This is a genomic window from Pseudomonas sp. 5P_3.1_Bac2 (assembly GCF_025465995.1).
Classification (GTDB): domain Bacteria; phylum Pseudomonadota; class Gammaproteobacteria; order Pseudomonadales; family Pseudomonadaceae; genus Aquipseudomonas.
The window spans coordinates 705,088-730,228 of the sequence record NZ_JANLNY010000006.1 but is presented as its reverse complement, the minus strand read 5'-3'; the positions used below and the strand labels follow the sequence as shown (position 1 = coordinate 730,228).

Annotated in this window: 22 protein-coding genes; 8 read left to right on the top strand and 14 right to left on the bottom strand. The window is 58.4% G+C overall.

Features of this window, described 5'->3' with window-relative positions; genetic code table 11:
• Positions 1-10: 10 nt before the first annotated feature.
• A complete protein-coding gene (locus tag NTD81_RS07705) occupies positions 11-667 on the bottom strand; it encodes a GntR family transcriptional regulator (protein ID WP_262181210.1) in 657 nt (218 codons plus the stop codon).
• A gap of 697 nt (positions 668-1,364) precedes the next feature.
• Here NTD81_RS07705 and guaD point away from each other — a divergent pair.
• On the top strand, positions 1,365-2,669 hold the full coding sequence (gene guaD, locus NTD81_RS07700; protein WP_262181207.1) for a guanine deaminase: 1,305 nt from the start codon (positions 1,365-1,367) through the stop codon (positions 2,667-2,669).
• A gap of 26 nt (positions 2,670-2,695) precedes the next feature.
• On the opposite strand, the gene NTD81_RS07695 is transcribed toward guaD, so the two are convergent.
• Entirely contained in the window at positions 2,696-3,436 is a 741-nt protein-coding gene (locus NTD81_RS07695) for an SDR family NAD(P)-dependent oxidoreductase (RefSeq protein WP_262181204.1), read from the bottom strand.
• 125 nt (positions 3,437-3,561) lie between these two features.
• Here NTD81_RS07695 and NTD81_RS07690 point away from each other — a divergent pair, with 125 nt between their 5' ends.
• On the top strand, positions 3,562-4,248 hold the full coding sequence (locus NTD81_RS07690) for a TetR/AcrR family transcriptional regulator (RefSeq protein ID WP_262181203.1): 687 nt from the start codon (positions 3,562-3,564) through the stop codon (positions 4,246-4,248).
• Positions 4,249-4,566: 318 nt separating this feature from the next.
• Positions 4,567-5,451, top strand: coding sequence for an outer membrane protein OmpK (locus NTD81_RS07685; protein WP_262181200.1), 885 nt, complete (start codon positions 4,567-4,569; stop codon positions 5,449-5,451).
• Positions 5,452-5,507: 56 nt separating this feature from the next.
• On the opposite strand, the gene moaA is transcribed toward NTD81_RS07685, so the two are convergent.
• Entirely contained in the window at positions 5,508-6,500 is a 993-nt protein-coding gene (moaA, locus tag NTD81_RS07680) for a GTP 3',8-cyclase MoaA (RefSeq protein ID WP_262181198.1), read from the bottom strand.
• A gap of 329 nt (positions 6,501-6,829) precedes the next feature.
• On the opposite strand from moaA, the gene NTD81_RS07675 reads away from it, so the two are divergent.
• Positions 6,830-8,119 (top strand): glycerate kinase, encoded by a 1,290-nt coding sequence (locus NTD81_RS07675; RefSeq protein WP_262181196.1) that lies wholly within the window; start codon positions 6,830-6,832, stop codon positions 8,117-8,119.
• Between the two features lie 36 nt (positions 8,120-8,155).
• Positions 8,156-8,989, top strand: a complete 834-nt coding sequence (locus NTD81_RS07670; RefSeq protein WP_262181194.1) for an ion transporter — start codon at positions 8,156-8,158, stop codon at positions 8,987-8,989.
• On the opposite strand, the gene argR is transcribed toward NTD81_RS07670, so the two are convergent.
• The 10 genes from argR to NTD81_RS07620 all read right to left on the bottom strand — a co-directional run bounded on the left by argR (position 8,986) and on the right by NTD81_RS07620 (position 21,582).
• Positions 8,986-9,966: a transcriptional regulator ArgR gene (argR, locus tag NTD81_RS07665; protein ID WP_262181191.1), complete on the bottom strand. Its 981-nt coding sequence runs from the start codon at positions 9,964-9,966 to the stop codon at positions 8,986-8,988. The genes NTD81_RS07670 and argR overlap by 4 nt on opposite strands.
• A gap of 49 nt (positions 9,967-10,015) precedes the next feature.
• Positions 10,016-10,780: an ABC transporter ATP-binding protein gene (locus NTD81_RS07660; protein WP_262181188.1), complete on the bottom strand. Its 765-nt coding sequence runs from the start codon at positions 10,778-10,780 to the stop codon at positions 10,016-10,018.
• Between the two features lie 61 nt (positions 10,781-10,841).
• Entirely contained in the window at positions 10,842-11,540 is a 699-nt protein-coding gene (locus NTD81_RS07655) for an ABC transporter permease (RefSeq protein WP_262181185.1), read from the bottom strand.
• A gap of 12 nt (positions 11,541-11,552) precedes the next feature.
• Positions 11,553-12,242, bottom strand: a complete 690-nt coding sequence (locus tag NTD81_RS07650; protein ID WP_262181183.1) for an ABC transporter permease — start codon at positions 12,240-12,242, stop codon at positions 11,553-11,555.
• A gap of 115 nt (positions 12,243-12,357) precedes the next feature.
• Entirely contained in the window at positions 12,358-13,137 is a 780-nt protein-coding gene (locus NTD81_RS07645) for an ABC transporter substrate-binding protein (protein ID WP_262181180.1), read from the bottom strand.
• A 339-nt stretch (positions 13,138-13,476) separates the two neighbouring features.
• Positions 13,477-15,432, bottom strand: a complete 1,956-nt coding sequence (gene acs, locus NTD81_RS07640; protein WP_262181177.1) for an acetate--CoA ligase — start codon at positions 15,430-15,432, stop codon at positions 13,477-13,479.
• 294 nt (positions 15,433-15,726) lie between these two features.
• Positions 15,727-16,509 carry a DUF4824 family protein gene (locus tag NTD81_RS07635; protein WP_262181174.1) on the bottom strand — a complete coding sequence of 261 codons (783 nt, stop codon included), beginning with the start codon at positions 16,507-16,509 and terminating at the stop codon, positions 15,727-15,729.
• Positions 16,506-17,585: a DUF2157 domain-containing protein gene (locus NTD81_RS07630; protein WP_262181172.1), complete on the bottom strand. Its 1,080-nt coding sequence runs from the start codon at positions 17,583-17,585 to the stop codon at positions 16,506-16,508. The genes NTD81_RS07635 and NTD81_RS07630 overlap by 4 nt, the downstream gene beginning before the upstream one ends.
• A gap of 149 nt (positions 17,586-17,734) precedes the next feature.
• Positions 17,735-19,888, bottom strand: a complete 2,154-nt coding sequence (locus NTD81_RS07625) for a methyl-accepting chemotaxis protein (protein ID WP_262181169.1) — start codon at positions 19,886-19,888, stop codon at positions 17,735-17,737.
• Positions 19,889-20,028: 140 nt separating this feature from the next.
• A complete protein-coding gene (locus tag NTD81_RS07620; RefSeq protein ID WP_262181167.1) occupies positions 20,029-21,582 on the bottom strand; it encodes a sigma-54-dependent transcriptional regulator in 1,554 nt (517 codons plus the stop codon).
• Positions 21,583-21,819: 237 nt separating this feature from the next.
• Between NTD81_RS07620 and phhA the strand changes: the two genes are divergently transcribed.
• Complete coding sequence (phhA, locus tag NTD81_RS07615; RefSeq protein WP_262181164.1) at positions 21,820-22,605, top strand: phenylalanine 4-monooxygenase; 786 nt, start codon at positions 21,820-21,822, stop codon at positions 22,603-22,605.
• 31 nt (positions 22,606-22,636) lie between these two features.
• Positions 22,637-22,999 carry a 4a-hydroxytetrahydrobiopterin dehydratase gene (locus tag NTD81_RS07610; protein ID WP_262181161.1) on the top strand — a complete coding sequence of 121 codons (363 nt, stop codon included), beginning with the start codon at positions 22,637-22,639 and terminating at the stop codon, positions 22,997-22,999.
• A 6-nt stretch (positions 23,000-23,005) separates the two neighbouring features.
• Here NTD81_RS07610 and arfB read toward each other — a convergent pair whose 3' ends face one another.
• A complete protein-coding gene (gene arfB / locus NTD81_RS07605) occupies positions 23,006-23,419 on the bottom strand; it encodes an alternative ribosome rescue aminoacyl-tRNA hydrolase ArfB (RefSeq protein WP_262181160.1) in 414 nt (137 codons plus the stop codon).
• 281 nt (positions 23,420-23,700) lie between these two features.
• Here arfB and ccoG point away from each other — a divergent pair, with 281 nt between their 5' ends.
• A complete protein-coding gene (gene ccoG / locus NTD81_RS07600; RefSeq protein ID WP_262181157.1) occupies positions 23,701-25,116 on the top strand; it encodes a cytochrome c oxidase accessory protein CcoG in 1,416 nt (471 codons plus the stop codon).
• Positions 25,117-25,141: the final 25 nt, after the last annotated feature.

Below are 25,141 nucleotides of genomic sequence, written 5' to 3'. Positions count from 1 at the left end.
ACTGCCATCCTTAGGCCTCTGCCAATGCCGCCAGCACAAGCTGGCAATTATGCTCGGCATATTCTAGCAATACTTCGCGGATCTGCTGATGATTCCGTTCGACAATCCCCTGGATCAAACCTGCGTAGGTCTGCAGGAATTTGCCCATCTCGCTGCCGGCCTTGGACAAAGACAGGTGATAAGTACGGCGAATCGCCGGCATCAGGTCTTCCACGGTACTTTGCAAGTATGGGTTGTTGGCAAAGCTGTAGGTTGAACGAACGATTGAGAACGTAGCATCGACAAAGTTAGACAGCTCTTCCTGTTGCTGGCTGACGAGCAAACGCTCATTAATGGTTTTGAATGGCGCCAGCTCTGCTTCGTTTTGCCAGTTATCCGCCACGGCATTGAGCAGCATGATGTACAACTCAGCCATCAGACTGTAGAGGCTTTTGACATTATGGGGGGTCAACTCAGCCACGTGGGCACCACGGCGCGGAGGAATGACCACTAAATGACGGCGCTCTAATATCAACAGAGCCTCTCGCACTGAGCCACGACTGACATTAAGTGCTTGAGTAACTTTTTGTTCTTGAACCCTTTCACGGGCCTTCATTTCGCCGCTGATAATACGTTCCGCTAGGTGATGAGCAATTTGCTCGGCGAGGCTATCCGGTGCCTTGAACATCTGTTGGATCCTTCGGTTTGTGTGTTCGAGTGAGGATTTAAATGCGGGTTCGACTTGAGCCTGCACCAGGCTGGATCTGGCGGTTCAGCGAAGAAGAAAGTGTAACACAGGGCATTACAGCCCCTGAGCACCCTTAAACCCTTAATTTAAGCAACGATTTGTAACTAAAGCATTAGGCATTTCAAGTAACTAGCTCACGTATTAACACGAAATTAATACCCGGACCGGCTAGAAATCCCGAACTTACAAATCGGCCTGAAACCCCGAAGCTAGAGGGTTTTTCTGAAAAAAAATCTTATGAGCATCAAGCAAACCCACAATCTTTTTCAGTGAAAGTAAGATTGTCCGATTAGTTAACATGCCAGACAATCACCCAAATGGTGTAAATACATAACGCCACATAAGTACTAGCCCAAAAAGACAACTCTCATTTAGCTCAAATCCCAACACCAGAACTTATATATCTATGTTGAGAATAGTCTCATCGGTCAATTAAACAAATAGATTGTTCGACATATTTGGCGCAGTTCATGTAACGAATATTGATAAAGGCTTGCCTCATACATGGTTCTTGAACGAAGCAGCCTTTACGAGTTGGACAACTCTGCTTGTGTGAGCAGGCTCGCGCTTCTGCAAACTCTTGCCTGATGGTTTAGGCTGGGCGCTGTAAACCCTTTTGTGACTGATTGAGTAGAGCATGAATCACCCGACCCAAGCCTATCGCGCCGCGATCCTGCACAGCCTTGACGACCCGAACGTAGTCGGCGTTGAGCAATCCTATGAGTATTTTGCTGATGGTGTGCTGCTGGTTGAGGCGGGACGTGTGGTTAAGGTCGGCGCAGCTGCCGAACTGCTGCCTAGCCTGGGTGATGTGCCACTGGTTGAATTCCCCAACGCCTTGATAACCCCAGGCTTTATCGACACCCATATCCATTATCCGCAAACCGGGATGATCGCCTCCTACGGTGAGCAGCTGTTGGATTGGCTCAATACCTACACCTTCCCCACTGAACGCCAGTTCGCTGACCCACAGCATGCGCAAGCCGTCGCAGAGTTCTTCATCAAGGAACTGCTGCGTAACGGCACCACCACAGCACTGGTCTTCGCCAGCGTGCACAAGCAGTCAGTAGACGCCTTCTTTGCCGAAGCCGCGAAATGGGATCTGCGCATGATCGCCGGCAAGGTGTTGATGGATCGCAATGCTCCGGACTACCTGACCGACACACCTGAAAGTGGCTATACGCAGAGCAAAGAGCTGATCGAGCGCTGGCACGGCAAGGGCCGTCTGCACTACGCCGTAACCCCACGCTTTGCCCCGACCAGCAGCCCCGAACAGTTGCGTTTAGCCGGCCAGCTGTTCAATGAGTACAACGACCTGTACATGCACACCCACCTCTCGGAAAACCGCGATGAAATAGCCTGGGTGAAGTCCTTGTTCCCTGAGCGCAAAGGCTATTTGGATGTCTACGACCACTATCAGCTGATCGGCCAACGCGCGGTGTTTGCCCACGCCGTGCATCTGAGTGATGAAGAATGTCAGCGCCTGGCCGAGACAGGCTCAGCGGTGGCCTTCTGCCCTACTTCGAACTTGTTTCTGGGCAGTGGCTTGTTTGATCTGCACAAGATGGAACAACAGGGCGTGCGCGTCGGGTTGGGTACCGATGTGGGCGCTGGTACCAGCTTCAACCAACTGCAGTCGCTTAACGAAGCCTATAAGGTCATGCAGTTACAAGGGCAAAAGCTTGATCCGTTCAAGTCTCTGTACCTAGCGACTCTGGGCGGCGCGAAAGCACTGTACCTCGACGATAAGATCGGCAACTTCACCCGCGGCAAAGAGGCCGACTTCGTCGTACTGGATTACCACGCCACCCCCTTACTCAAGTACCGCTTGCAACAGGCCAGCAGCCTGGCCGAAAAACTGTTCGCCCTGATCATGCTCGGCGATGATCGCGTGATCCAGCAGACCTTTGCCGCTGGCCGCTTAGTCCATCAGCGCGACTAAGCAGCCGAGGCGATGCAACCCATTACTTAGGCGTTAAAACCGCCATCCACATCAATTACCGAACCGGTGATATAGCCGGAGCTTGGGCTGGCCAGATGCACGACGGTCGCGGCCACTTGCTCGGCGCTGCCGTATGTGGGTACCGCCAACTTGGCTAACAACACACTGCTGGAGGGACCATCGGCCGGATTCATGTCGGTATTGATGGGCCCAGGCTGGATCAAGTTAACCGTCACCCCGTTCCCGCCTAAGTCGCGCGCTACGCCTTTGGTCAGCCCCACCAAGGCCGATTTGCTCGCTGCATAAAGGCTGGAGCCTGCGCGGGTGGTCCGGGTGCCGATGCAGCTCCCGATGCTGATGATGCGTCCACCTTCCGGCAGGTACTTGGCAGCCTGCAAAATTGCGGCGTAGACGGCTTTGACGTTGACCAAGAAGGTACGGTCGAAGTCTTCCAACTCCAGAGTGTCGATGGTGCCGCGCAACAGATTACCGGCGTTATTGACCAAAATATCCAGGCGGCCAAACTCTTCCACCACTTGGTCAACGGCAGCAATAACCTGCCGGGCATCGCTGGCTTGCGCCTGAATTGCCTGCGCTTGCCGGCCCTGCTGGCGAATGCTGGCCACTACGGCCTCAGCCTTGTCCGCAGATTGCGCATAGGTGATGGCCACATCCGCACCTTCGGCTGCTAGAGCCTTGGCGATTGCCGCACCAATACCGCGACTACCACCAGTGACCAATGCGACTTTTCCAGTTAGAGAACCCATATCTGTAACTCCTGCTATGATGCCTACCGTTGATAAATATACTGCTTGGTATATATCTAGTCAGAGCCGCATGAGGCCGTCAACCACTTATGTACTGATCGGTATCTAAATCGGAGGAATTTGCCATGGCGAAGATGGGGCGCCCCCGCACTTTTGATCGTGAAGCCGCGCTGCAACAGGCTATGCACCTGTTTTGGGAGCACGGCTATGACTCCACCTCACTGGCCATGCTCAAGGCCAATATCGGTGGTGGCATTAGCGCACCCAGTTTTTATGCGGCGTTTGGCTCCAAAGAAGAGCTGTTTCGCGAAGTGGTGCAGCACTACATCAAAAGCCATGGGCATGTCGCCGACAGCCTGTGGGATGACCAGCTAGCACCGCGCCAGGCGATGGAGACGGCGCTGCGCCGCTCCGCGCAGATGCAGACAGAATGCGATCATCCTGCCGGCTGCTTGATGGTGATTTCTGCCAGCGCCTGCTCGCCTGAGCATGCCCAGATCCAGCAGTTGCTCGCTGAACAACGCGCCCTCACCCGCCAAGCCTTTGAGCACTGCGTACAACGGGCGGTAGATCTGGGCGATTTACCCAGCAGCATCAATGTCAGCGCCTTTGCGTCGCTCTTTGTCTCGTTCTTGATGGGCCTGTCGATTCAGACCCGCGATGGCGTCGCCATCGATGTACTGGAAACAGCCATCAGCCAGATCATGCTGAGCTGGGACAGTGTGGCAGCCAGTGCAGTGGCAACCCGCACAGCGCCGGCCAGCGCCGACTCAGGCAAAGTTAAAACAAGCAGCAAGGCAGCTATCGCTTAGACAGAGCCAATAGTGCCATTGGGCCTGTAATTGCTCTTGGCTATTCCCCCCAGGGACTTAGCCCTTTAAGCTTGCGCCGCAAAATTGACCACGGCTCGGCCTGCCAGCAGGCTCAGCTTGGCTTCGTATGGGGGTAAGCATCAGGCCAACCCGGTACGCAGCGCCATACCTAGGGCGTATGGCTGTTCCCTTTTAACTGCCAACCACCAGCACCGCAACACTCCATTCTGAGCGGCCACACAGCCGCCTCTACACCACTGTGACCGCGCCTCACAACGGGCGTGGCGTTCAGCAATGGAGCTGCACTAAGGACCCGTAATGACCCGCTTGCCACTCCCGCGTTACCTCGCCCACTCCTTGGCCATTTGCGGTGGCTTTGTCAGTGCCGAGGCCAGTTTCGCCGACGACTATCTGCTGTGGCAGGACACCAGCCTGACCTACCTGTACGGCGACAACTTTCAGCGCATGAACAACAATGCTGAAGAACACGCCTCGCAAACCACCTTCACCCTGGAAAACGCCAGCGGCTGGGTATGGGGCGATACGTTTTTCTTCTTCGACTACGTGATCGGCGACAACTTACAGGCCCGTGGCAGCAACTACGGCAACTTGTCGGTGAAGGAAAAGAGCCACTTCTACTACATGGAGTTTTCTCCACGCGTCAGCCTCAGTTGGCTGACCGGTCAAGACCTGTCCTTCGGTCCGATCAAGGATGTGAAAGCCGCCTTTACCTATGAGAAAGGCAATGGCGGCCCAACCACCGAAAACTACCTGTACGGCCTGGGCTTGGACTGGGCTGTTCCAGGCTTCAACTACCTGCAGACCAACCTGTACCGGGTCAAAATCAACAACCACATCTACTTCGATCACGACTACCAAGCCAGTAGCGTCGGCAACGGCTACGCCACCCAGCTTACCGTGGTCGGTGCGTTCCCCTTCGCCATTGGTGAGCAAAGCTTCCTGATCGACGGTTACATCGACTGGCGCAGTCCATCGCGCGATGCCAACACGCAAAGCAACATCGGCTCGTCGATTCAAATCAAATGGGACGCAGGCAAGGCGCTGTTCAATCAAGAGCGCAAACTCTACGTCGGCACCGAGCTGAACATGTGGCGCAATAAATACGGCCTCAAGCCGGTAGACGGCTCTGGCGGCAGCTTTAACCAAACCGCTGTGCAAGCCTTGGTCAAGTACCACTTCTAAGGGCAGTTCATTGCCGAAGAAAAAAGGAGCCACCATGGGCTCCTTTTTTATTTCGTTTAACCGCCGGTCACGCTCATAAAGCGCAGCACTTGAACCTGTTCCTCCACGGCAAAGTGGTGACGTTCAGGCTTCAGCCGTAGCGATTCAGCGATGGCGCTACGCAAACGCTCAGTGTCACCTGGATAGCGGCGCATTAAGCCCTTCAGATCCAGGGCATTCTCATGGCCTAAGCACAGCACCAATTTGCCTTCAGCGGTGACCCGCACCCGGTTGCAGTCGCCACAAAAATTATGGCTATGGGGGGAAATAAAACCGACCTGGGTAGCACTGCCCACTACCTGCCAATAGCGCGACGGACCGCCAGTGAGCTTACTGCTGCGGACCAAGTCGTAGCGCTGCTCAATCAACTGGCGCACATCATCGCTGGAGCAGAAGGTCTGCTCGCGCTGGTGACTGGAGATACTGCCTAAAGGCATTTCCTCGATAAAGCTGATGTCCATTCCACGGGCCATGGCGAACTCCAGGAGTTCGATCACCTCATCGTCGTTACGGCCCTTTTGCACCACGCTGTTAAGCTTAATTTTGCTAAAGCCGGCACTGCGCGCGGCTTCAATACCGGCTAAGACCTGCGTCAACTGATCGCGCCGGGTAAAGGCGGCGAAGCGCTCACGTTGCAGGGAGTCGAGACTGATATTCAGCCGTTTCACCCCTGCCTCACGCAGGAGCTGAGCCTGATTGTGCAGTTGCGAGCCATTGGTGGTGATGGCTAAGTCTTCCAGCTCGCTACGTGCGCCCAAACGATTGAGCAGGCTGAGCAGGTTCTTACGCACCAGCGGTTCACCGCCGGTGATGCGAATACGCTTAACGCCCAAGCCGATAAAAGCGTCCGCCACGTTGTACAACTCTTCCAAACTGAGGATTTGCGAGCGTGGGGCGAACTGCATGTCTTCACTCATGCAGTAGGTACAACGGAAATCACATCGATCAGTGACCGATAAACGTAGGTAGGTGATACGCCGCCCAAAGGGGTCGATTAACTGCTCACTCACGGCTTATCTCCTGAAGCCCAAGGTCAAGCGGTAACGCATAAGGCTGATCAGCCGAACCAGGTACACAGCAACCAACTGGCCCGCACTTTACAACAGCGCAACTGGCCTTAGCAGGCTAGCATGGCTGCACACCTCTGCGCCGGTTAAACACTGGGGCATTGGCGCAAATATCCGCGCCGTGCCGCCAGCCACTCTCAACAATAGTAATTAGCAGCGCCAGTCATGATTGCTGGCCCAATGCCGGTTAATTGCCCCAAGGCTTAGGCGCGGTTTACCCTGCCAGCACTGGGCTAGTCACCAAGCTGCACCTCTATGACCGCGGAGACTCTATGTCGTTTGATCCGAAGCAACTGTTAGATGAGCTATTCGCCAGCGCCCTGCGGGCCACCCATCCACGCCATGTGCTGCCAGCCTATCTGCCCCAAGAGCGCAGCTCGCGCTTGATTGTGATCGGCGCCGGTAAAGCCGCTGCGGCCATGGCCGAAGTGGTCGAGCAACACTGGCAAGGGCCACTGACTGGCGTGGTGGTAACCCGCTATGGCCATGGTGCCAACTGCCAGAAGATTAGCGTGGTGGAAGCGGCGCACCCGATCCCCGATGACGCAGGGCAGCGCGTGGCCAAGCAGGTGCTACAACTGGTCAGCAACTTGCAAGAAGGCGATCAGGTGATGTTGCTGCTCTCTGGTGGCGGCTCTGCCCTGCTGTCGTTACCCGCAGCAGGGATCGGCCTGGCGGATAAACAAGCCATCAATAAAGCCTTGCTCAGAAGCGGCGCCAGCATTGCCGAGATCAACTGCGTGCGCAAACACTTGTCGGCGATCAAAGGCGGACGCCTGGCTAAGGCCTGCTGGCCCGCGAGCCTGACGACTTACGCGATCTCTGATGTGCCCGGCGATGATCCAGCCGTGATTGCTTCCGGCCCCAGCGTGGCTGATCCCAGCACATGCCAAGAGGCACTGGATATTCTCAAGCGCTACGCCATCTCAGTACCCGCCGCCGTAACGGACTGGCTCAATAGTCCTGAGGCAGAAACGCCCAAGCCTGGTGACCCACAGCTTAGCCGCAGTCACTATCAGCTGATTGCCACCCCGCAGGATGCTCTGGAGGCTGCGGCCGCTGCGGCTCGCGCCGGCGGCTTTAACACCTTGATCCTGGGCGACGTGGAAGGCGAGTCGCGGGAGGTCGCCAAGGTGCATGCCGCGATCGTCAAGCAGATTCGCCGTTACGGCCAACCCATGGCAGCGCCCTGCGTGATTCTCTCCGGCGGGGAAACCACCGTGACCGTACGCGGCACGGGTCGTGGCGGGCGTAATGCCGAGTTTCTGTTGAGCCTGACGGACAGCCTCAAGGGTCTGCCTGGCGTGTATGCCCTGGCAGTGGATACCGACGGTATCGACGGCAGTGAAGATAACGCAGGCGCGCTGATGACGCCCGACAGCTACAGCCGCGCCCAAGCCCTGGGGCTGAATAGCCGTGTTTATCTGGATAACAACGATGGTTACGGTTATTTCGCCGCACTGCAGCAGCTCATCGTCAGCGGGCCGACGCGCACCAACGTCAACGACCTGCGCGCGATCTTGATCCTTGCCGATGCCGACACCACGCCGCCAGGCAACTAGGCTGTCCTGAGCCAAGCACAAGGAACCCTATGCACTATGGATACACCGCAGTCACTACGCCAACGCCTGTACGTCATTATCTTTCAGACCGACACGCCGGCCGGTGCCCGCTTCGACCGCTATTTGCTGCTGACCATCATGGCCAGCTTGGCGGTGGTGATCCTCGACAGTATCGACAGCATCCATCAACGCTACGTCGGCCTGCTGACGGCGCTGGAATGGCTCTTTACCGCGATCTTCGCCATCGAGTACCTGCTGCGCCTGTACTGCTCGCCCAAGCCACTGCGCTATGCCTTTAGTTTTTTTGGCCTGATCGACTTATTGGCGATCCTGCCGGGCATCATCGCCTTGTTTTATGCCGACGCGCAGTACCTGCTGATTATCCGGGTGATCCGCATGTTGCGGGTGTTCCGTATCCTCAAGCTGCGCCCCTACCTGAGCCAGGCCAACTTTCTGCTCACGGCGCTGCGCACCAGCAAGCAGAAGATCGTGGTGTTCTTCGCCTGCATCGCCACCTTGGTGACGGTGTTTGGCACCTTGATGTACGTGATTGAAGGGCCCGAACATGGCTTTACCAGCATCCCCACCGGGATTTACTGGGCGGTGGTGACCCTAACCACCGTCGGCTTCGGCGATATAGTGCCGCGCACCGCCTTAGGCCAGGCCCTGTCAACCTTGGTGATGATCACGGGTTATTCGATTATTGCCGTGCCCACTGGCATCTTCACCGCCGAGCTGTCCAACGCCATGCGCGGTGCTGAGCAACAGCAACATGCCTGCCCGAGCTGCGCAAAAAACAAACATGAGCAGGCCGCAGCCTTTTGCTCGCGTTGCGGCAGTGCCTTGTTTGCGCGAAAAGATTCGGCTTAAGCGCGTTCGGCCACAGTGGGGGTGAGTTCGAAGGGATTGTTGCTACGCCGCTGATTGCGGTCTTCCCGTGGCGTGGCGCCAAAGAAGTTGCGGTAGGCACTGGAGAAATGCGGGCCGGAAGAGAAGCCGCAGGACAGACCAATCTGGATGATCGACTTACTGGTCTGCATCAACAGCTGGCGCGCCTTGTTCAGACGCAGCTCTAGGTAATACTGACTGGGTACACGGTTGAGATACTGCTTGAAGATGCGCTCTAACTGTCGTCGCGATACGCACACATGTTGGGCGATTTCATCGGTGGTCAGTGGCTCTTCGATATTGGCTTCCATCAGCAACACCGCTTGGGTCAGCTTGGGATGGCTGGAACCCAAGCGGTTTTGCAGGGGGATGCGCTGGCGTTCGCAGCCCTCGCGGATACGCTCCACCACCAGCTCTTCCGATACCGCACCAGCCAGCTCAGCGCCGTGATCACGGGCCAGCAAGGCTAGCAGCAGATCCAGTACCGCCATGCCGCCGCAGGCGCTAAAGCGCTCGCGATCCCAATCAAACAGATGGTTGGTGGCGATGACCTTGGGGAAACGCTCACTGAAATCATCCTGCCAACGCCAATGCACCGAGGCCCGGTAGCCATCGAGCAAGCCCAGCTGCGCCAGCGGATAGACCCCAGCCGCAACGCCGCCAACCATGCAACCGCTGCGCGCCAACTGTTTCAGCGCAGTTGAAAGCGCCGCTGGCAGTGGCCCTGGTGGCTCATCGGCGAGCAAAAACAGCTTATCGCAGCCCTCCAGCTGGCCTACCCAGTTTTCCCCCGGCAGTTGCCAGGCGCCGGGCGCAGGGGCTTCAGCTTGCAGAAAGAGCAAGTCGTAAGTCACTTCAGGATGCACGCGCTCGGCGACACGCAAGGCTTCTTCGGCCAGGGCCAAAGTCAGTGGTTTGGTACTCGACCAAAGCAAAAAGCCAATTCGGTGGGCAGTCATGGCGGGCAGTTTAGGCTCTCAAGCAGGTGCGGCATAGTCGCAAAGGCAGTTATTTAAGACTACCAGCGAGGAACTGCTTGAGCCGGTCGCATTGCGGATTGGCCAAAACCTCGCGCGGGCAGCCACGCTCCTCAACCACGCCTTTATGCAGAAACACCAACTGGTTGGAGACTTCCCGGGCGAAGCCCATCTCATGGGTCACCACCACCATGGTGCGGCCTTCATGGGCCAAGTCCTGCATGACCTTCAGGACTTCGCCGACCAGCTCTGGGTCCAGCGCCGAGGTAGGTTCGTCGAACAACATCACCTCAGGCTCCATGGCCAAAGCACGGGCAATGGCCACACGCTGCTGCTCACCACCGCTCATATGCGCCGGGTACGCATCTTTGCGGTGGGCCACACCGACTTTGTTCAGGTAATCCTCGGCGCGCTCTTGGGCCTCCCGCTTACTTTTGCCCAGCACCTGTACCGGCGCTTCCATGACGTTTTCCAGCACCGTCATATGCGACCACAGGTTGAAGTGCTGGAACACCATGCACAGACGCGAGCGCATACGCTGCAATTGCTTGGCATCAGCGGCGTGCAAGGCGCCATCTTTGCCGGCAACCAGCTTTAACTCTTCGTTGTTCAGCAAAATTTTGCCGGCGTGGGGCTGCTCAAGCAGGTTGATGCAACGCAAAAAGGTGCTTTTACCCGAGCCGCTGGAGCCGATGATGCTAATCACGTCGCCCGCTTTGGCCTCAAGTGATACGCCTTTAAGCACTTCATGGCTGCCATAACGCTTATGCAGATCGCGCACTTCAAGCTTGTACATGGAGGGGCTCTCTTTAATCTTCAATCTTTAATCAGTTCGGCCTGGTGCAGATGCAGGCGCCTTAACCTTTACGCGGGGCCATGTAGGCCAACCAGCGGTGTTCGGCGAGCTTAAACAGGCGCACCAGAATAAAGGTCAGCGCCAGATAGAACAGCCCTGCGGTGATATAGGCCTCAAACGGCAAGTAATACTGGGAATTGACCGTGCGCGCCGCGCCAGTGATGTCGATCAGGGTCACGATCGACGCCAGGCTCGTGGTATGCAGCATCATGATCACTTCGTTGCTGTACTGCGGCAGCGCCCGGCGCAGCGCCGAAGGCAGCAGGATGCGTCGATACAGCTGCAGGCGTGACATGCCCATGGCCTTGGCCGCCTCGATTTCGCCATGGGGCGTGGCTTTTAAGCTGCCGGCAAGGATTTCGGCACTGTAGGCACTGGTGTTGATGGCAAAGGCCAGACAGGCGCAGAAGGTAGCGCTGGAGAAATACGGCCACATAAAGCTGTCACGCACCCAGGCGAACTGGGCTAGACCGTAATAGATCAAAAACAGCTGCACCAGCATCGGCGTGCCGCGAATCACGTAGGTGTACAACCAAGCCAGGCCGTTGATCCAGCGCGTTTTCGAGACCCGCATCAGGCCTAGCGGAATCGCCACCGCTAAGCCGCAAGCCAGGGAAATCAGCAGCAGCTTCAGGGTCACGAGCACCCCGCCTAAGTACAGCGGTAGGTTTTCCCAGACCACGTTGTAATCGAAAATCATCCCCGCCTCCCCTTACAGCTCAACGGCTTTGGTGCCGACTGAGTAGCGCTGTTCGAGAAAGCGCAGTAGCAACAGCGAAATACTGGTGATCAGCAGGTACAACGCCGCCACCGCCAAATAAAAGGTGAACGGCTGATGGGTCGCATCGGCGGCGCTCTTCGCCTTGAACATCATGTCTTGCAGGCCCACGACCGAGATCAGGGCCGTGGCCTTGGCCAATACCAGCCAGTTATTGGTAAACCCGGGGATGGCGAAGCGAATCATCTGTGGCAGCAGAATACGCCGCAGCACCTGGCCACGACTCATGCCGTAAGCAGCGCCCGCCTCAGCTTGCCCTGCCGGGATGGCCATAAAGGCGCCACGGAAGGTTTCACACAGGTAGGCACCAAAGATAAAGCCCATGGTGAAGACGCCAGCAACGAAAGGATTGAGGTCGATGTAGTCCTCATAGCCAAGCAACGGAGCGACGCGGTTAACTAGATCCTGACCGCCGTAAAAGATCAGCAGAATCAACACCAAATCAGGGATACCGCGCACCACCGTGGAATACACCTCCCCCAGCAGCGCCACTGGCCGCACAGGCGACAGCCGCGCCGCCGCACCGAGCAAGCCGAGCACGGTGGCCACGGCCATACTGGTCAGCGCCAGTGTCAGGGTAAGCCAGGCGCCCTCGATAATCGTCGAGCCGTAGCCGTCAAGCATGTCTTGCTGTCCTCATCCCCGCGCCAAGCCGCATTGGGAAGCCAAATAAAATAGGGCGTAAACCCACTCACGCAGGTTTACGCCACTAGGAAAGGGTGCGCTCGGCTATACGGGCTTAGTTGCCGTATACGTCGAACTGGAAGTACTTGTCCTGGATGGCTTTGTACTTGCCATTGGCGCGAATAGCGAGGATAGCTGCGCTGATCTTGTCAGCCAACGCCTTGTCGCCCTTACGCACGGCAATGCCTTGGCCTTCACCGAAATACTTCACGTCGGTGAAGTTCGGCCCGACAAAGGCGTAGCCCTTGCCCGCGTCGGTTTTCAGGAAGCCATCGTCGATGTTGACCGAGTCGGCCAGGGTGGCATCCAGGCGACCAGCGGTCAGGTCGAGGAAGACTTCGTTCTGCGAGGTGTAACGGACGATCTCGGCGCCATCTTTAGCCAGCACTTCGGTGGCATAGCGGTCGTAGACCGAGGAGCGTTGTACGCCGATCTTTTTGCCTTTGAGGTCGGTTTTCACGTCGTTGATTACTGCGCCCTGCTTCATCGCCAGCTTGGCGGGAGTGGCGTAGTACTTGCCGGTGAAGTCCACCGAGCGCTTACGATCTTCAGTGATCGACATGGACGACAGCACTGCATCGAACTTGCGCACTTTAAGCGCGGGGATCAGGCCGTCGAACTCCTGTTCGATCCACTTGCACTTAACCTGCATCTCTTCGCACAGAGCGGTGCCGATGTCGTAGTCGAAACCACTGATCTCACCGCTAGGGGTTTTGAAGGCAAACGGTGGGTAGGCCGCTTCAATACCAATGCGCAGGGGCTTGGCCTCGTCCGCCGAGACCACTGGCGCCAGCAGAGACAGCGCTAGTGCGCCGAGCAGGGCAATCTTGTTCATGTGCAAGTCCTTGTAATAGGTAGGCTGGCCACTGCTGCAAGCCTGCTCTGGGGCAGACGCTTTGCAGTAAGTGTAGTAAGGCGCCGCCATGCTGCGCAGGCGCTAGCCGAAAGTGCGGCATTCTATCGACAGCAGGCCAGTCGATATTTCTCCAATGCGACAACAAATTACATAAGAACCTGATTGCCCAGGCAGGAATATTGACAGAGATTAAAAAACGTGGGAGCCGCTGGCGCAAAGACTGTCTGCGCCAGCGGCTGATAAAGCGTCAGCAAGGCTCATTACATATGCCAACGCCCTGCCCGCCTAATGAGCGGACAGGGCGTTGGCTGGCGCCGGTTAAGCGACCTGCATTTGCTGATGGGTATCGATCAATTGCTGCACCACACCCGGATCGGCCAGGGTGGAGATATCGCCCAAGGTGTCGTACTCAGCCGTAGCGATCTTGCGCAGGATGCGGCGCATGATCTTGCCCGAACGGGTCTTCGGCAAGCCCGGCGCCCACTGGATTACATCCGGCGAGGCAATCGGGCCGATCTCTTTACGCACCCAGTTTTTCAGCTCCTGACGCAACTGCTCACTGGGCTCGATGCCGCCATTCAAGGTGACATACACATAAATGCCCTGGCCCTTGATGTCGTGCGGCATACCGACCACGGCTGCTTCAGCGACTTTCGGGTGGGCAACCATGGCGCTTTCGATCTCGGCAGTGCCCATGCGGTGCCCAGAGACGTTCAGCACGTCATCGACGCGGCCGGTGATCCAGTAATAGCCGTCCTCGTCACGACGGGCGCCATCGCCAGTGAAGTACATGCCGCGGAAGGTCTTGAAGTAGGTATCGACATAACGGTCGTGATCGCCGTACAGGGTGCGCGCCTGCCCCGGCCAGGAGTCAACAATCACCAGGTTGCCTTCGGTTGCGCCGTCGAGAATATTGCCCAGGTTGTCCACCAGTGCAGGCTGCACGCCGAAGAAAGGTCGAGTGGCCGAGCCTGGTTTAAGTGCCGTGGCGCCTGGCAGCGGGCTAATGAGGATGCCGCCAGTCTCGGTTTGCCACCAAGTATCGACAATCGGGCAACGCTCTTTGCCGACTGTTTTGTGATACCAGCTCCAAGCCTCAGGGTTGATTGGTTCACCCACCGAACCCAACAGACGCAGGCTCGAACCATCGGCGCCAGCCACTGCTGCGGTGCCTTCGGCCATCATGGCGCGAATGGCAGTGGGGGCGGTGTAGAGGATATTCACTTTGTGCTTGTCGATAATCTTCGACACGCGGGTGATGTCCGGATAGTTCGGCACGCCTTCAAACAGCAAAGTCGTGGCGCCATTGGCCAGCGGGCCATAGACGATATAGCTGTGGCCGGTCACCCAGCCAACGTCGGCGGTGCACCAGTACACATCGCCGGGACGGTAATCAAACACCCGCTCGTGGGTCAGCGCGGCGTACACCAGATAGCCGCCAGTGGTGTGCTGCACGCCTTTAGGTTTGCCGGTGGAGCCGGAGGTGTAAAGGATAAACAGGGCTTCTTCAGCGCCCATTTCTTTCGGTGCGCAGTGGCTGGAAGCCACGGCCATTAAGTCTTCAAACCAGATGTCGCGGTGCTGATTCCACTTGATCGGGCTGCCGGTGCGCTTGCACACGATGACTTTCTGAATGCTGCTGGTTTCCGGGTTGGTCAGGGCATCGTCGACGTTGGCTTTGAGCGGGGTTTTCTTGCCGCCGCGCAGGCCTTCGTCAGCGGTGATCACCACCTTGGATTTGCAATCGATGATGCGCCCGGCCAGGGCTTCAGGCGAGAAGCCGCCAAACACCACGGAGTGGATCGCGCCGATGCGGGTACAGGCCAACATGGCCACCACGGCTTCGGGGATCATCGGCATATAGATGGTCACTACATCGCCACGGTGTACGTCTTGACCGCGCAGGGCGTTGGCGAACTTGCAGACCTGTTCGTGCAGTTCGCGGTAGGTGATTTCTTTGTGCTCGGAAGGATCGTCACCTTCCCAGATAATCGCCACCTGATCGCCACGCTCAGCCAAGTGGCGGTCAAGGCAGTTGTAGGAAACGTTCAAGGTGCCATCGGCGAACCACTTGATATCCACGTGGTGATCGTCGAACGAGGTCTGTTTGACCTTAGTGAAGGGTTTGATCCAGTCGATGCGCTTGGCCTGCTCACGCCAAAAACCGTCTGGATTGATCACCGACTGCTGGTACATGGCTTTGTAGGTGGCTTCATCAGTCAGGGACTGGGCGGCCACCTCTGGGCGCACGGGATACAAGGACGCAGCACTCATCAAATATACCTCGGTGGGTAGTTGTTGTTTTATGCCCCATTCTGCCGCTACCGCCCTACCCGTCGACCATTCGACCATGGTCTTAGCACGTTACAACCATGGTCTTAGCGCCTCACGCAGGCAAAAAAAAGGCGGCCACCAAGGCCGCCAACAAATCATTCCGGGGTAGGAATGGAGAACGCTCGAAACTACATAACGCAGGACTTAAACGTGTTCAGTGTCCTCGAACAAGCGTGCCATCTCCATTGCACAATGGTCTTACGACCTAAGCACTAACTGCCTTCGCCTTAACGCCTAGGGCTGAACCTGCACGGTCTGCAGCCAGGGCTCTAGCGTGCGGCCAAAAGCCACTTGGGCGGTAAAGTTCAAGTCCTGCGCCGTCGCGCTGGCCAACCCAGGTTGGCGCAGCGCTAAAGGCACGCTGAGCTGGGTATTGGCCATGCGCGCGTAACCTGTGCACTGCGCTTGATGGTCCGCGGCGGAATAGTCCAGACGCGCTTCAACGACAGCCGGAACGATCGCGTACATCGTGCGCTGCCCATACTGCTGGCGTAATTGCTGCGCATCCACACCCACCGCCACCACCAGCAAGCGGCTAAGCACCTGCTCCGTTCGCTGGTAATCCTTCTCGGCCGACTGCAGCACTTGCTGCCGGGCCTTGCGCGCCGGTTGTCGACGCAGCGCCGCCCGGGCATTCTCCAGCCGCTGCTTGGCCCTGGCCAACTCTTGCTGATAGGCCGGGCCATTGAGCTCCAGCACCATGAACGCCTCGCGGGACGGCTGCCAACTGTAACGCTGGCGCTCGCAGCGCTGCAGGTCAAAACCGAGCTGGCTCATTTGCTCAACGCTCAGATTCTCTGCTTGCTGATCCGGCCAGCGATAGCTGATATGCAGCTCGCGCTTGAGACGCAAACCCGCGCTATAGCTGGAGCGGTATTGGGGCAACTCGCGTTGCGACAGCTGCAATTGGCTATCAACCGGCTCTTGCCGATTCCACCACACCGAACCCAACAACCAGGCATTGAGCGCGACAATCAGGCTAATACTCAGTAATAGATAACGGCGCCGCCCACTCATGGCCGTACCTCACCTTGCCGCCAGGCTTGCACGCGGCGCATGCGCCGCAGCAGCAGCAAGGCCGCGATGGCCAGCAAGCCCAGGAGCAAGAAGAACAGGTAGTCCGGCAGCACCTCCCAGAACCAGTCAAACATCTTCAAGCCCATAAACAGGATAAAAAACGCTAAGGTGCTGTTGAGCACCTCTGGCCAATTACAACGCGTGCCCAGCACCAGCAGGCCGCTGGCGACAACAAAGCCGAGCAATTGGTAGAAGCCCTCGATGCGGCTGGTGCTAAAGCTCAGGTAACTTGCCTCGCCCCAATAGCCTAAGCCCAGCAGACAGAGCAACACCCCCACCGTGCCGACTAAGCGATAGATCTGGTTAAAACCATCAAAGCGCAGCTGACGGTTGCGCAGCGACAACAAGAAAATCACCACACAGGGCAGCAGGAAGGTTTCCGGGCGCTCCACAAAGGCGTCCCAGCTCGCGCCGCCCAGACTGCCCAGCCACGAAGCCACAAACACTGCGCCACACCCCAGGCCCAAGACCAACAGCAAACGCGAGTTACAGGCATAGGCCAGCAGCAAGCCATACAGCGACCAAGGGGCAAAAGCCTTGCCCGAAGGCTGGAGATTGAACATATCGGCCAGCAACAGCACGTTCAGCAGCAAACTGGTAAAGGCCACCAAAGCCGCCAGCTTGCTGAAGTAACCGCTGCGATCCCGGCGCTGTAAAAAGAAGGTCAGCGCGCAGGTGGCCAGACTAGAGCCGGCCAGCACGGTCACCTGCAGCGTGGTGCTGAGCTGATCCCAAAACTGATAGAAGAGGAAAAACAAACTGGCCGCCATCGCCAACGCGCCAATCAACGAGGCCACGCGCATGCCGATGGAAAGCTGCTGTGTCTGGCGGTTGTAGTCGATATCAAAGGCGCTGAGAAAACCGTCGAGCAGTTGCTGCTGGTACTGGTGGATGCTACCGCGCTGCTCTGTACTGAGCTGCAACACTCGAGCTTCTTCCAGGCGCGCCAACTCGCGATTAAAGATGCTGATTTCGTCGGCACGGCGCTGGGCGTCCGTTCGATTAAGTGTGGGCATAACCTTCCTTAGTGCAGTTAATCGAGGCAATAAACCCGATCAACTCTAACGAGAAGGCTTGGGCCTGGGTAGAGGCGTTGCCTGACAACCACGGCCTAATCACATAACAGCGCCAGCCCGCTCTGGCCGGCGCCGCCCCTATGCCGGCCTTAGGCGGTTTGTACGGCGCTGACGCGGAACTGGCCAACCAAGCGGTCGAGCTTGGCCGAGGTGTGCCGCACGCCTTGGGCGCGGGCTTCAAGATCGCCCAAAGTGGCGCCCATGGCACCAACTGCCGCCGCCACTTCGCGCACATTGCTGCCGTAGCTCTGACTGCGCTGATCGAGGTGCTGGATGATGCTGAACATCTGCTCCACCGCCGCGTACAGTTGCTGATTACCGTTATCCCCTGCTTCGGTGCGGCGCAGAGTGGCATCGACATTGCGCACACCGCCTTGCATATAGGCGACGGCTTCACGGGTTTTGCCCTGTACGCCCTCAACCATCTGCTGGATCTCCCCTGCCGCCCTGGCCGTGCGCTGGGCCAGGGTGCGCACCTCATCAGCGACCACCGCAAAGCCGCGGCCATGCTCACCGGCGCGGGCCGCCTCAATCGCCGCGTTAAGCGCGAGCAGATTGGTCTGTCCGGTGATCTCGCTGATCATCACCACGATCTGGTTGATCGCGTTCATGCGTTCATCCAGCGCCTCCACATGGCCTGCGGAAGTGGCCACCACATCGCGAATTTCCCGCGTGCCGACCTGCGCCGCCTCAAACTGCTGACGGGCTTGGGCAATCACCTGATCGAGGCTGCGCTTCATTTGCTCGCCGACCTGCGAGGCTTGCTGGATCTGCTCCAGCTGCACGCGCACCAGCTCAAGCATCTCGTGGATCGCCGCCACCACATGGCCGGAACGCTCGCCGGCCTGGCTGGCGCTACTGAGCATGCCGTCGTTGCTATGCCGCACGGTCTTGGCCACCTGAATCACCTCACCGACCACCCCGTCGAGGTTGTCGATAAAACTGTTGATCCAGCGACTCATATCGCCGGTTTCATCGGGCCTCGCTTGCTGAGTATCGAGGCGCTGCCGCAGGTTGCCCTCGCCTTCGGCCAAGGTGCGGATCATCTGGGTCATGCTCGCCATTTGCCGCGACAAAGGCTGCACGGCGCTGCGGCCAAACCACCAAGCCGTGGCAAACATCACCAGCAGCGCCAACGCATCCAGGGTACTGCCCGACCAATCGCTGAGGTTGCGCAGCGCCGTGAGGCTGGCGAACAGCGCCAGCAGGCTCAGGCTGTAATTGCGCATCAGGTTGAAGCCCAACGAGCGAAAGCGATAAACCTCCTCTAAGTCCGCCTCGCACATCATCCCCCAGCGGTCCGGCGAGCCAGGCAGCTGGAAGGTCAGGCCCTTGCCAATCACCGGGATATGCCGGTAATCCGAATAGCCGGGATAGGTGACAAACAGGTTCTGGCCCTTACGAATGGTCTCGCGCACGCCGGGGTGCAGCTGGCCGGTGGCCGGATCGGTAAAGCGCAGCTCCAACTCAGTGTGCTGGCTGACCTGCACGGTGCCATAGGCGGTATTCACCCCTTGCTTGAGGTTTTCGCCATGGCTAAAGGTGGCGTCTTCAAAGCGTGAGCGCGACAGCGCCGTGCCCTCGCGGATGCGCGGCTCAAAGCGCGACTCGACCATAAACAGGTAATTGTCGCCGGACTCCGGGTAGATGTGCCCGGCCTCGCGCTGAATCAAATCCCCCAGCACATCATTCGGCACCCGCGCACACAGGCAGCCCACGGCCTTGCCGTTAAGCACCAGCGGCTGATAGAACATCAGCGTCACGGCGTCGTGGAAGGCCGAGCGAGTCGGCCCTAACGTCAAGGTATGCGGATCGCTATACGGACCATGCAGAAACGGCGCTTGCAGCCCGCAGGCTAAGGCTCTGGGCTCAATATGCCGCGAACTCGCGACCAGCCAACTGCTGCCAAGCAAGGCACCATCGCCGCCCACCACCAGCAGCTCACTGGGATCGCCCCACTGGCGGCGCTTGTCGCTGAGCAGTTGGCTGTCTACATGGGGCCAATGGCTGACGATTTGCTCGGCCAGGTCATGCAGATGCTCCCAATGCGCGTTAGCCCAACTGCGCAGCAGTTTTAGGCGGGTTTGCGCGATGCTCTCGAACACCTGCTCCAGCTCGCCGTACTGCCCGCGATTGAGCGCACAGGCCAGGCCCATGCGCCATTTGCCGGTGCGTCCAAATACCGGCAACCAACTCCTTTCCGCTGAGGAAAGAGACATCTCGTCGCTGTGCAGTCTGCCCATCGTTCACCCCCGTGGTCGATAGGCACTGCTCAGCAATAATCGCTCCAAGACTTAAAACTTAAGTAGCACCCGGCACTTGGCTGGCAAAGTGCCAAGTTTATGCCGTCAATTTTGTGCGCCAGTGCGCCTTCCTAGTGCGCCTAGGATTTGCTCAGCCCGTGTTGGCGCAACTTATTGGCAATGGTGGTGTGCGATACGCCAAGCCGCTTGCCCAGCAGGCGACTGCTCGGGTGCTGTTCCAGCAAGCGCTGCAACACCGCTTTCTCGAAGCGCCCGACTATCGCTTCCAAGTCGCCCTCCAAGCCAAATTCCCCCAAAGGCTGCGCGGCGCCGTAATCGGGCAGGCGAATCTGCTGCAGCTTGATCAGCTCATCGCTGCACAGCGACACCGCCTGAAACAGCACGTTTTCCAGTTGCCGAATATTGCCCGGCCAGTGGTAGTGGCTGAGCTTGTCCAGCACCTGTGGTTGCAACTTAGGCAGTGCGCAGCCGATCTGCCGGCTGGCCTGGTCGACAAAGTGCTGCACCAGCGGCGCCAGGCCGTCGAGACATTCGCGCAGCGGCGGAATATGCAGGCTCAGCACGTTAAGACGGTGATACAGATCGCGGCGGAACTCGCCCTTGTTACACTGCTCAGACAGATCCAGCTGAGTGGCGCAGATCACCCGCACATCCAGATAGACCTCCTCATCACTGCCGATACGGCGAAAGCAGCCGTCCTGCAAAAAGCGCAGCAGCTTGCCTTGCAGGCGCAGGCTCATTTCCTCGACGCCATCGAGAAACAGCGTGCCCCCGGCAGTCAGTTCCAGCAGGCCGAGCTTGCCCTCTGGCCGGGCGCCTTCAAAGGCACCGCTGCCGTAGCCAAACAGCTCGGTCTCGGCCATAGAGTCCGGCAGCCCGGCGCAATTAAGCGCCATAAACGGCAACTGCCCCCGTGGGCTGGCCAGGTGGCAGGCGCGGGCCAGCAGCTCCTTGCCGGTGCCGGTTTCACCCTCGATCAGCAGCGGCGCATCCAGCGGTGCCATGCGCCGCGCCTCGCTGACCACCGCGGCCATGCCCTGGGAGCTTTGGAAGATGCTGTCGAAGCCGCGCAGTTCTTGTTTGCGCACGTGATAAATACGCTCACCGATACGATCCACGCTGTGCAGGCTGAGCACCGCCCCGGCCAAGGCATCGCTGTCGTCATGGGCGGTTTGTAGCGGCGCAATATCGGCCAGAAACACCTCACCCTTGATGCTCACCCGCACCCCGTTGATCCGCGCCTTGTGCGCGCGCAGCAATTGCGGCACATCGAAGTCTTCGGCGTAGCGACTGAGCGCCATGCCCGGCACCTCATCCACGCGCACCCCAAGTAACTGCGCAGCGCTGCGGTTGGCGGCGACAATGCTGCCGGCCATATCGATGGACAGCACCGGAAAGTCCAGACCGCTGAGCAAGGCGTTCAGCTCCAAATGCTTGCGCTCGCTGGGCATCAGGCCCACCCGTTTCAGGGCAAACACCCCGGCGATGGCGGCAAACTTGGGCTGTAGCGCTTGCAGCTGCAAATTGACCAGATTCGGGCAGTGCAGATAGATGGCATTGCCCTGCTCGCCGCCGACTTCGCCCCTGGCCACGTTGACGCCGTAGTCCACCAGCAGGTTGAGGATGTCGCGCAGGATGCCGACACGGTTTTGGCACAAGACTTTGATGCGCATGGGGGCGCTCCTTGCATTGAGGCTCAGGTCGCTGCAGTGCGGCCATTTATTCGTAAAATTTCCCTGCCAGATTAGCCGAACAAAGCCGCAGCCCCCTGCACCGCCGATCAACTCGTAAAGTTTTATTTACAAAAATGCGGCTTGCGCAGTGCTTATTGTCCGCCCCTCAGCGCTAGCAAGGGCCCTGCCTTGGGTTAATCCTTAGGTCGAGCCCATAACAATAAGCAGGAGCCAGTCATGGCCCACAGCCCTTACCAAGCGCGGCAAGCCGATAGCAATGGGGTGATCCATTACCCCGAGGCCGAACACGCGATCTGGCAACAACTGGTCAGCCGGCAACTTAAGTTGCTCGAAGGCCGCGCCTGTGATGAGTACTTAGACGGCCTGGCCAAGCTCAAGCTACCCAGCGCGCACATCCCGCAGTTGGCCGAGATCAACCGCGTGCTGCGCGCCAGCACCGGCTGGAGCGTGGCGCAGGTGCCAGCGCTGATTCCCTTCGAGACGTTCTTCCAGTTGCTGGCCAACCAACAGTTCCCCGTCGCCACCTTTATCCGCCGCCCTGAAGAGCTGGACTACCTGCAAGAGCCGGATATCTTCCACGAGGTTTTTGGCCACTGCCCGCTGCTGACCAACCCGTGGTTCGCTGAATTCACCCACACCTATGGCAAGCTCGGCCTTAAAGCCAGCCCGCAGCAACGGGTGGTGCTGGCGCGGCTGTACTGGCTGACGATTGAGTTCGGCCTGGTTGAAACCAATGCCGGTACGCGGATTTACGGCGGCGGCATCCTCTCCTCGCCTAAGGAGACGCTCTACAGCCTGTCGCCTGAGCCCCAGCTCCAGGCCTTCGATGCCTTAGAGGCGATGCGCACGCCCTACCGCATCGACATCTTGCAGCCGCTGTACCTTGTCCTGCCCAATCTGAAAACCTTGTTTGAGCTGGCCCAGCAAGACTTACTGGCCTTAGTCGAGCAAGCCATGCAACTGGGCCTGCACGCCCCTAAATTTCCACCCAAAGCGGCTTAAGCACCCTCTCAATCACCTACAGGACACCTTTATGAGCCTTGCCCAAGACCGCTGCGAAGCCTGCCGCGCCGATGCCCCGAAAATTTCTGAGGCCGAACTGGCCGAGCTGATGCAGCAAATCCCCAACTGGAATATCGAGGTGCGCGGCGACCATATGGAGCTGGAGCGGGTGTTTGCCTTTAAAAACTTCCGCTATGCCCTGGCCTTTACCAATGCCGTGGGCGCCATTGCCGAAGAGGTCAATCATCACCCGGCGCTGCTCACCGAATGGGGCAAAGTCACCGTCACCTGGTGGAGTCACGAGCTGCGTGGCCTGCACCGCAATGACCTGATTATGGCCGCGCGCACCGATCAACTGGCGGCCCAAGCTGAAGGGCTAAAACAGCCCAAGTAATAGCGGCTAGAACTCCACCTTGCCGCGCCCGGCCTTGATTCCGCTGCGCTTGGCCTTGCCTTCCAGGCGGCGTTTTTTCGAGCCGAGGGTGGGCTTGGTCGGGCGCCGGGCTTTTTCGGTTTTCACCGCACTGCGCAACAGCTCGACCAAACGTTCCAGGGCATCGGCGCGGTTCTGCTCCTGGGTGCGGTATTGCTGGGCTTTGATAATCACCACCCCCTGAGCGGTGATACGGCTGTCGCGCAGCAGGAGCAGGCGCTCCTTGTAGAAATCCGGCAGCGACGACGCCTGGCTGTCAAAACGCAGGTGCACGGCACTGCTGACCTTATTGACGTTCTGCCCACCCGCGCCCTGGGCACGGATGGCGGTCAACTCCAGTTCATCATCGGCAATCTGCACGGTTTGGCTAATCAGTAGCATGCTGGCTCGTCGTTTATCACAGCGCTTCAGCATAACCGCTGCCACGCCGCTCTGGCGAACCCTGCAGCGCCTGCGACATAGCCGCGCAGGCGCTGCTTGAAGCGCGCCAAGGGCAGCCCATTAAAATCACTAAGCAATTGTTTTAATTATGTTTACCTGAATAAACAGAGCAGTTTGAAAAGCATCTGATACGGTTTTTATTTAAAAACCTGAGCCTGTTTTCATCACACTGCTAGGTCGATCATGCGCCCCGCCTGAATTAGCCAAAGGGGTCAAACCTCATGACCGAACGCATCCCCGCCACGCTGGTAGAAACCATCGACCCGCAAAAACCCATTCGCCTGACCCCAGCGCAGGCCGGCGGGCCGATTCACACCCGCAGCTTTACCGGGCTGTTCCGCAACTTGCGCCTGTATGGCGCCGGCAGTTTGTTTGTGCTGTTTTTCGGCACGGTATGGCTCAACTGGGGCGAGCGCCAAGCGGTGCTGTGGGATTTTGGCCAAAGCCAGTTCCACATCTTTGGCGCCACCTTCTGGCCGCAAGATTTCATCCTGCTCTCGGCGCTACTGATCATCTGCGCCTTTGGTCTGTTCTTTATCACCAAGTTCGCCGGTCGCGTCTGGTGCGGCTACAGCTGCCCGCACAGCCTGTGGACGTGGATTTTTATGTGGGCCGAGAAAGTCACCGAAGGCGACCGCAACCAACGGATCAAGCTGGATGCCGCGCCCTGGTCGGCCAATAAGCTGCTGCGCCGCAGCGCTAAACACGCCATCTGGCTGGCCGTGAGCCTGGCCACCGCGCTGACCTTTGTCGGCTACTTCACCCCAATCAAACAGCTGGTGCCAGACTTACTGCACTGGCAAGCCGGCGCCACCACCAGCTTCTGGATCTTTCTGTTTAGCGCTGCCACCTATATCAATGGCGGCTTTGTGCGCGAGAAGGTGTGCCTGCATATGTGCCCTTACTCGCGCTTTCAAAGCGTGATGTTTGATGACAGCACCTTGCTGGTCAGTTACGACAGTCAACGCGGCGAAGGCCGTGGCTCACGTAAGAAAGACAGCGATTACCGCGCCGAAGGCTTGGGCGACTGCATCGACTGCACCCTGTGTGTGCAGGTATGCCCCACCGGTATAGACATACGAGATGGTCTGCAACTGGACTGCATCAGCTGCGGCGCCTGCATCGACGCCTGCGACAGCGTGATGGACAAGATGGGCTACGCCCGCGGTCTGGTGCGCTACAGCTCCGAGCGCGCCATGGCCGGCACCCCAACGCGCTGGCTGCGCCCGCAACTGGTGGGCTATGCCGCCATGCTGCTGGTGATGATCGGTGCGCTGGTGTGGGCCTTAGAGGAACGCTCGCTGGTGTCGCTGGATGTGCACAAAGACCGCAGCCTGTTCCGCGAAAACAACCAAGGTCAGGTGGAAAACATCTACGTGCTCAAGGTGATCAACAAGACCATGCAGCCCCACAGCTATCACCTGTCGCTGCGCAGCGAAGCCGACCTGCGTCTGCAAGGCCAACAGCAGCTGCACTTGGCCCCGGGCGAGATGCTCGAAGTGCCGGTCAGCGTCGCCCTGCTCAGCGGCCACAGCAACCGCACTTCACAGCCGCTGAGCTTTGAGTTGGTCGAGCAAAGCGATCCAAGCATCCAGGTTAGCGCCGCGAGCACCTTTGTCGCCCCGGTTAACCGCTGAGTACGGTCGCATGCCGACGCAACAG

Bases quoted from the DNA above. Each gene is read 5' to 3' on its own strand.
- NTD81_RS07705 (WP_262181210.1), bottom strand. From the start codon at position 667: ATGTTCAAGGCACCGGATAGCCTCGCCGAGCAAATTGCTCATCACCTA.
- guaD (WP_262181207.1), top strand. From the start codon at position 1,365: ATGAATCACCCGACCCAAGCCTATCGCGCCGCGATCCTGCACAGCCTT.
- NTD81_RS07695 (WP_262181204.1), bottom strand. From the start codon at position 3,436: ATGGGTTCTCTAACTGGAAAAGTCGCATTGGTCACTGGTGGTAGTCGC.
- NTD81_RS07690 (WP_262181203.1), top strand. From the start codon at position 3,562: ATGGCGAAGATGGGGCGCCCCCGCACTTTTGATCGTGAAGCCGCGCTG.
- NTD81_RS07685 (WP_262181200.1), top strand. From the start codon at position 4,567: ATGACCCGCTTGCCACTCCCGCGTTACCTCGCCCACTCCTTGGCCATT.
- NTD81_RS07675 (WP_262181196.1), top strand. From the start codon at position 6,830: ATGTCGTTTGATCCGAAGCAACTGTTAGATGAGCTATTCGCCAGCGCC.
- NTD81_RS07670 (WP_262181194.1), top strand. From the start codon at position 8,156: ATGGATACACCGCAGTCACTACGCCAACGCCTGTACGTCATTATCTTT.
- argR (WP_262181191.1), bottom strand. From the start codon at position 9,966: ATGACTGCCCACCGAATTGGCTTTTTGCTTTGGTCGAGTACCAAACCA.
- NTD81_RS07660 (WP_262181188.1), bottom strand. From the start codon at position 10,780: ATGTACAAGCTTGAAGTGCGCGATCTGCATAAGCGTTATGGCAGCCAT.
- NTD81_RS07655 (WP_262181185.1), bottom strand. From the start codon at position 11,540: ATGATTTTCGATTACAACGTGGTCTGGGAAAACCTACCGCTGTACTTA.
- NTD81_RS07650 (WP_262181183.1), bottom strand. From the start codon at position 12,242: ATGCTTGACGGCTACGGCTCGACGATTATCGAGGGCGCCTGGCTTACC.
- NTD81_RS07645 (WP_262181180.1), bottom strand. From the start codon at position 13,137: ATGAACAAGATTGCCCTGCTCGGCGCACTAGCGCTGTCTCTGCTGGCG.
- acs (WP_262181177.1), bottom strand. From the start codon at position 15,432: ATGAGTGCTGCGTCCTTGTATCCCGTGCGCCCAGAGGTGGCCGCCCAG.
- NTD81_RS07635 (WP_262181174.1), bottom strand. From the start codon at position 16,509: ATGAGTGGGCGGCGCCGTTATCTATTACTGAGTATTAGCCTGATTGTC.
- NTD81_RS07630 (WP_262181172.1), bottom strand. From the start codon at position 17,585: ATGCCCACACTTAATCGAACGGACGCCCAGCGCCGTGCCGACGAAATC.
- NTD81_RS07625 (WP_262181169.1), bottom strand. From the start codon at position 19,888: ATGGGCAGACTGCACAGCGACGAGATGTCTCTTTCCTCAGCGGAAAGG.
- NTD81_RS07620 (WP_262181167.1), bottom strand. From the start codon at position 21,582: ATGCGCATCAAAGTCTTGTGCCAAAACCGTGTCGGCATCCTGCGCGAC.
- phhA (WP_262181164.1), top strand. From the start codon at position 21,820: ATGGCCCACAGCCCTTACCAAGCGCGGCAAGCCGATAGCAATGGGGTG.
- NTD81_RS07610 (WP_262181161.1), top strand. From the start codon at position 22,637: ATGAGCCTTGCCCAAGACCGCTGCGAAGCCTGCCGCGCCGATGCCCCG.
- arfB (WP_262181160.1), bottom strand. From the start codon at position 23,419: ATGCTACTGATTAGCCAAACCGTGCAGATTGCCGATGATGAACTGGAG.
- ccoG (WP_262181157.1), top strand. From the start codon at position 23,701: ATGACCGAACGCATCCCCGCCACGCTGGTAGAAACCATCGACCCGCAA.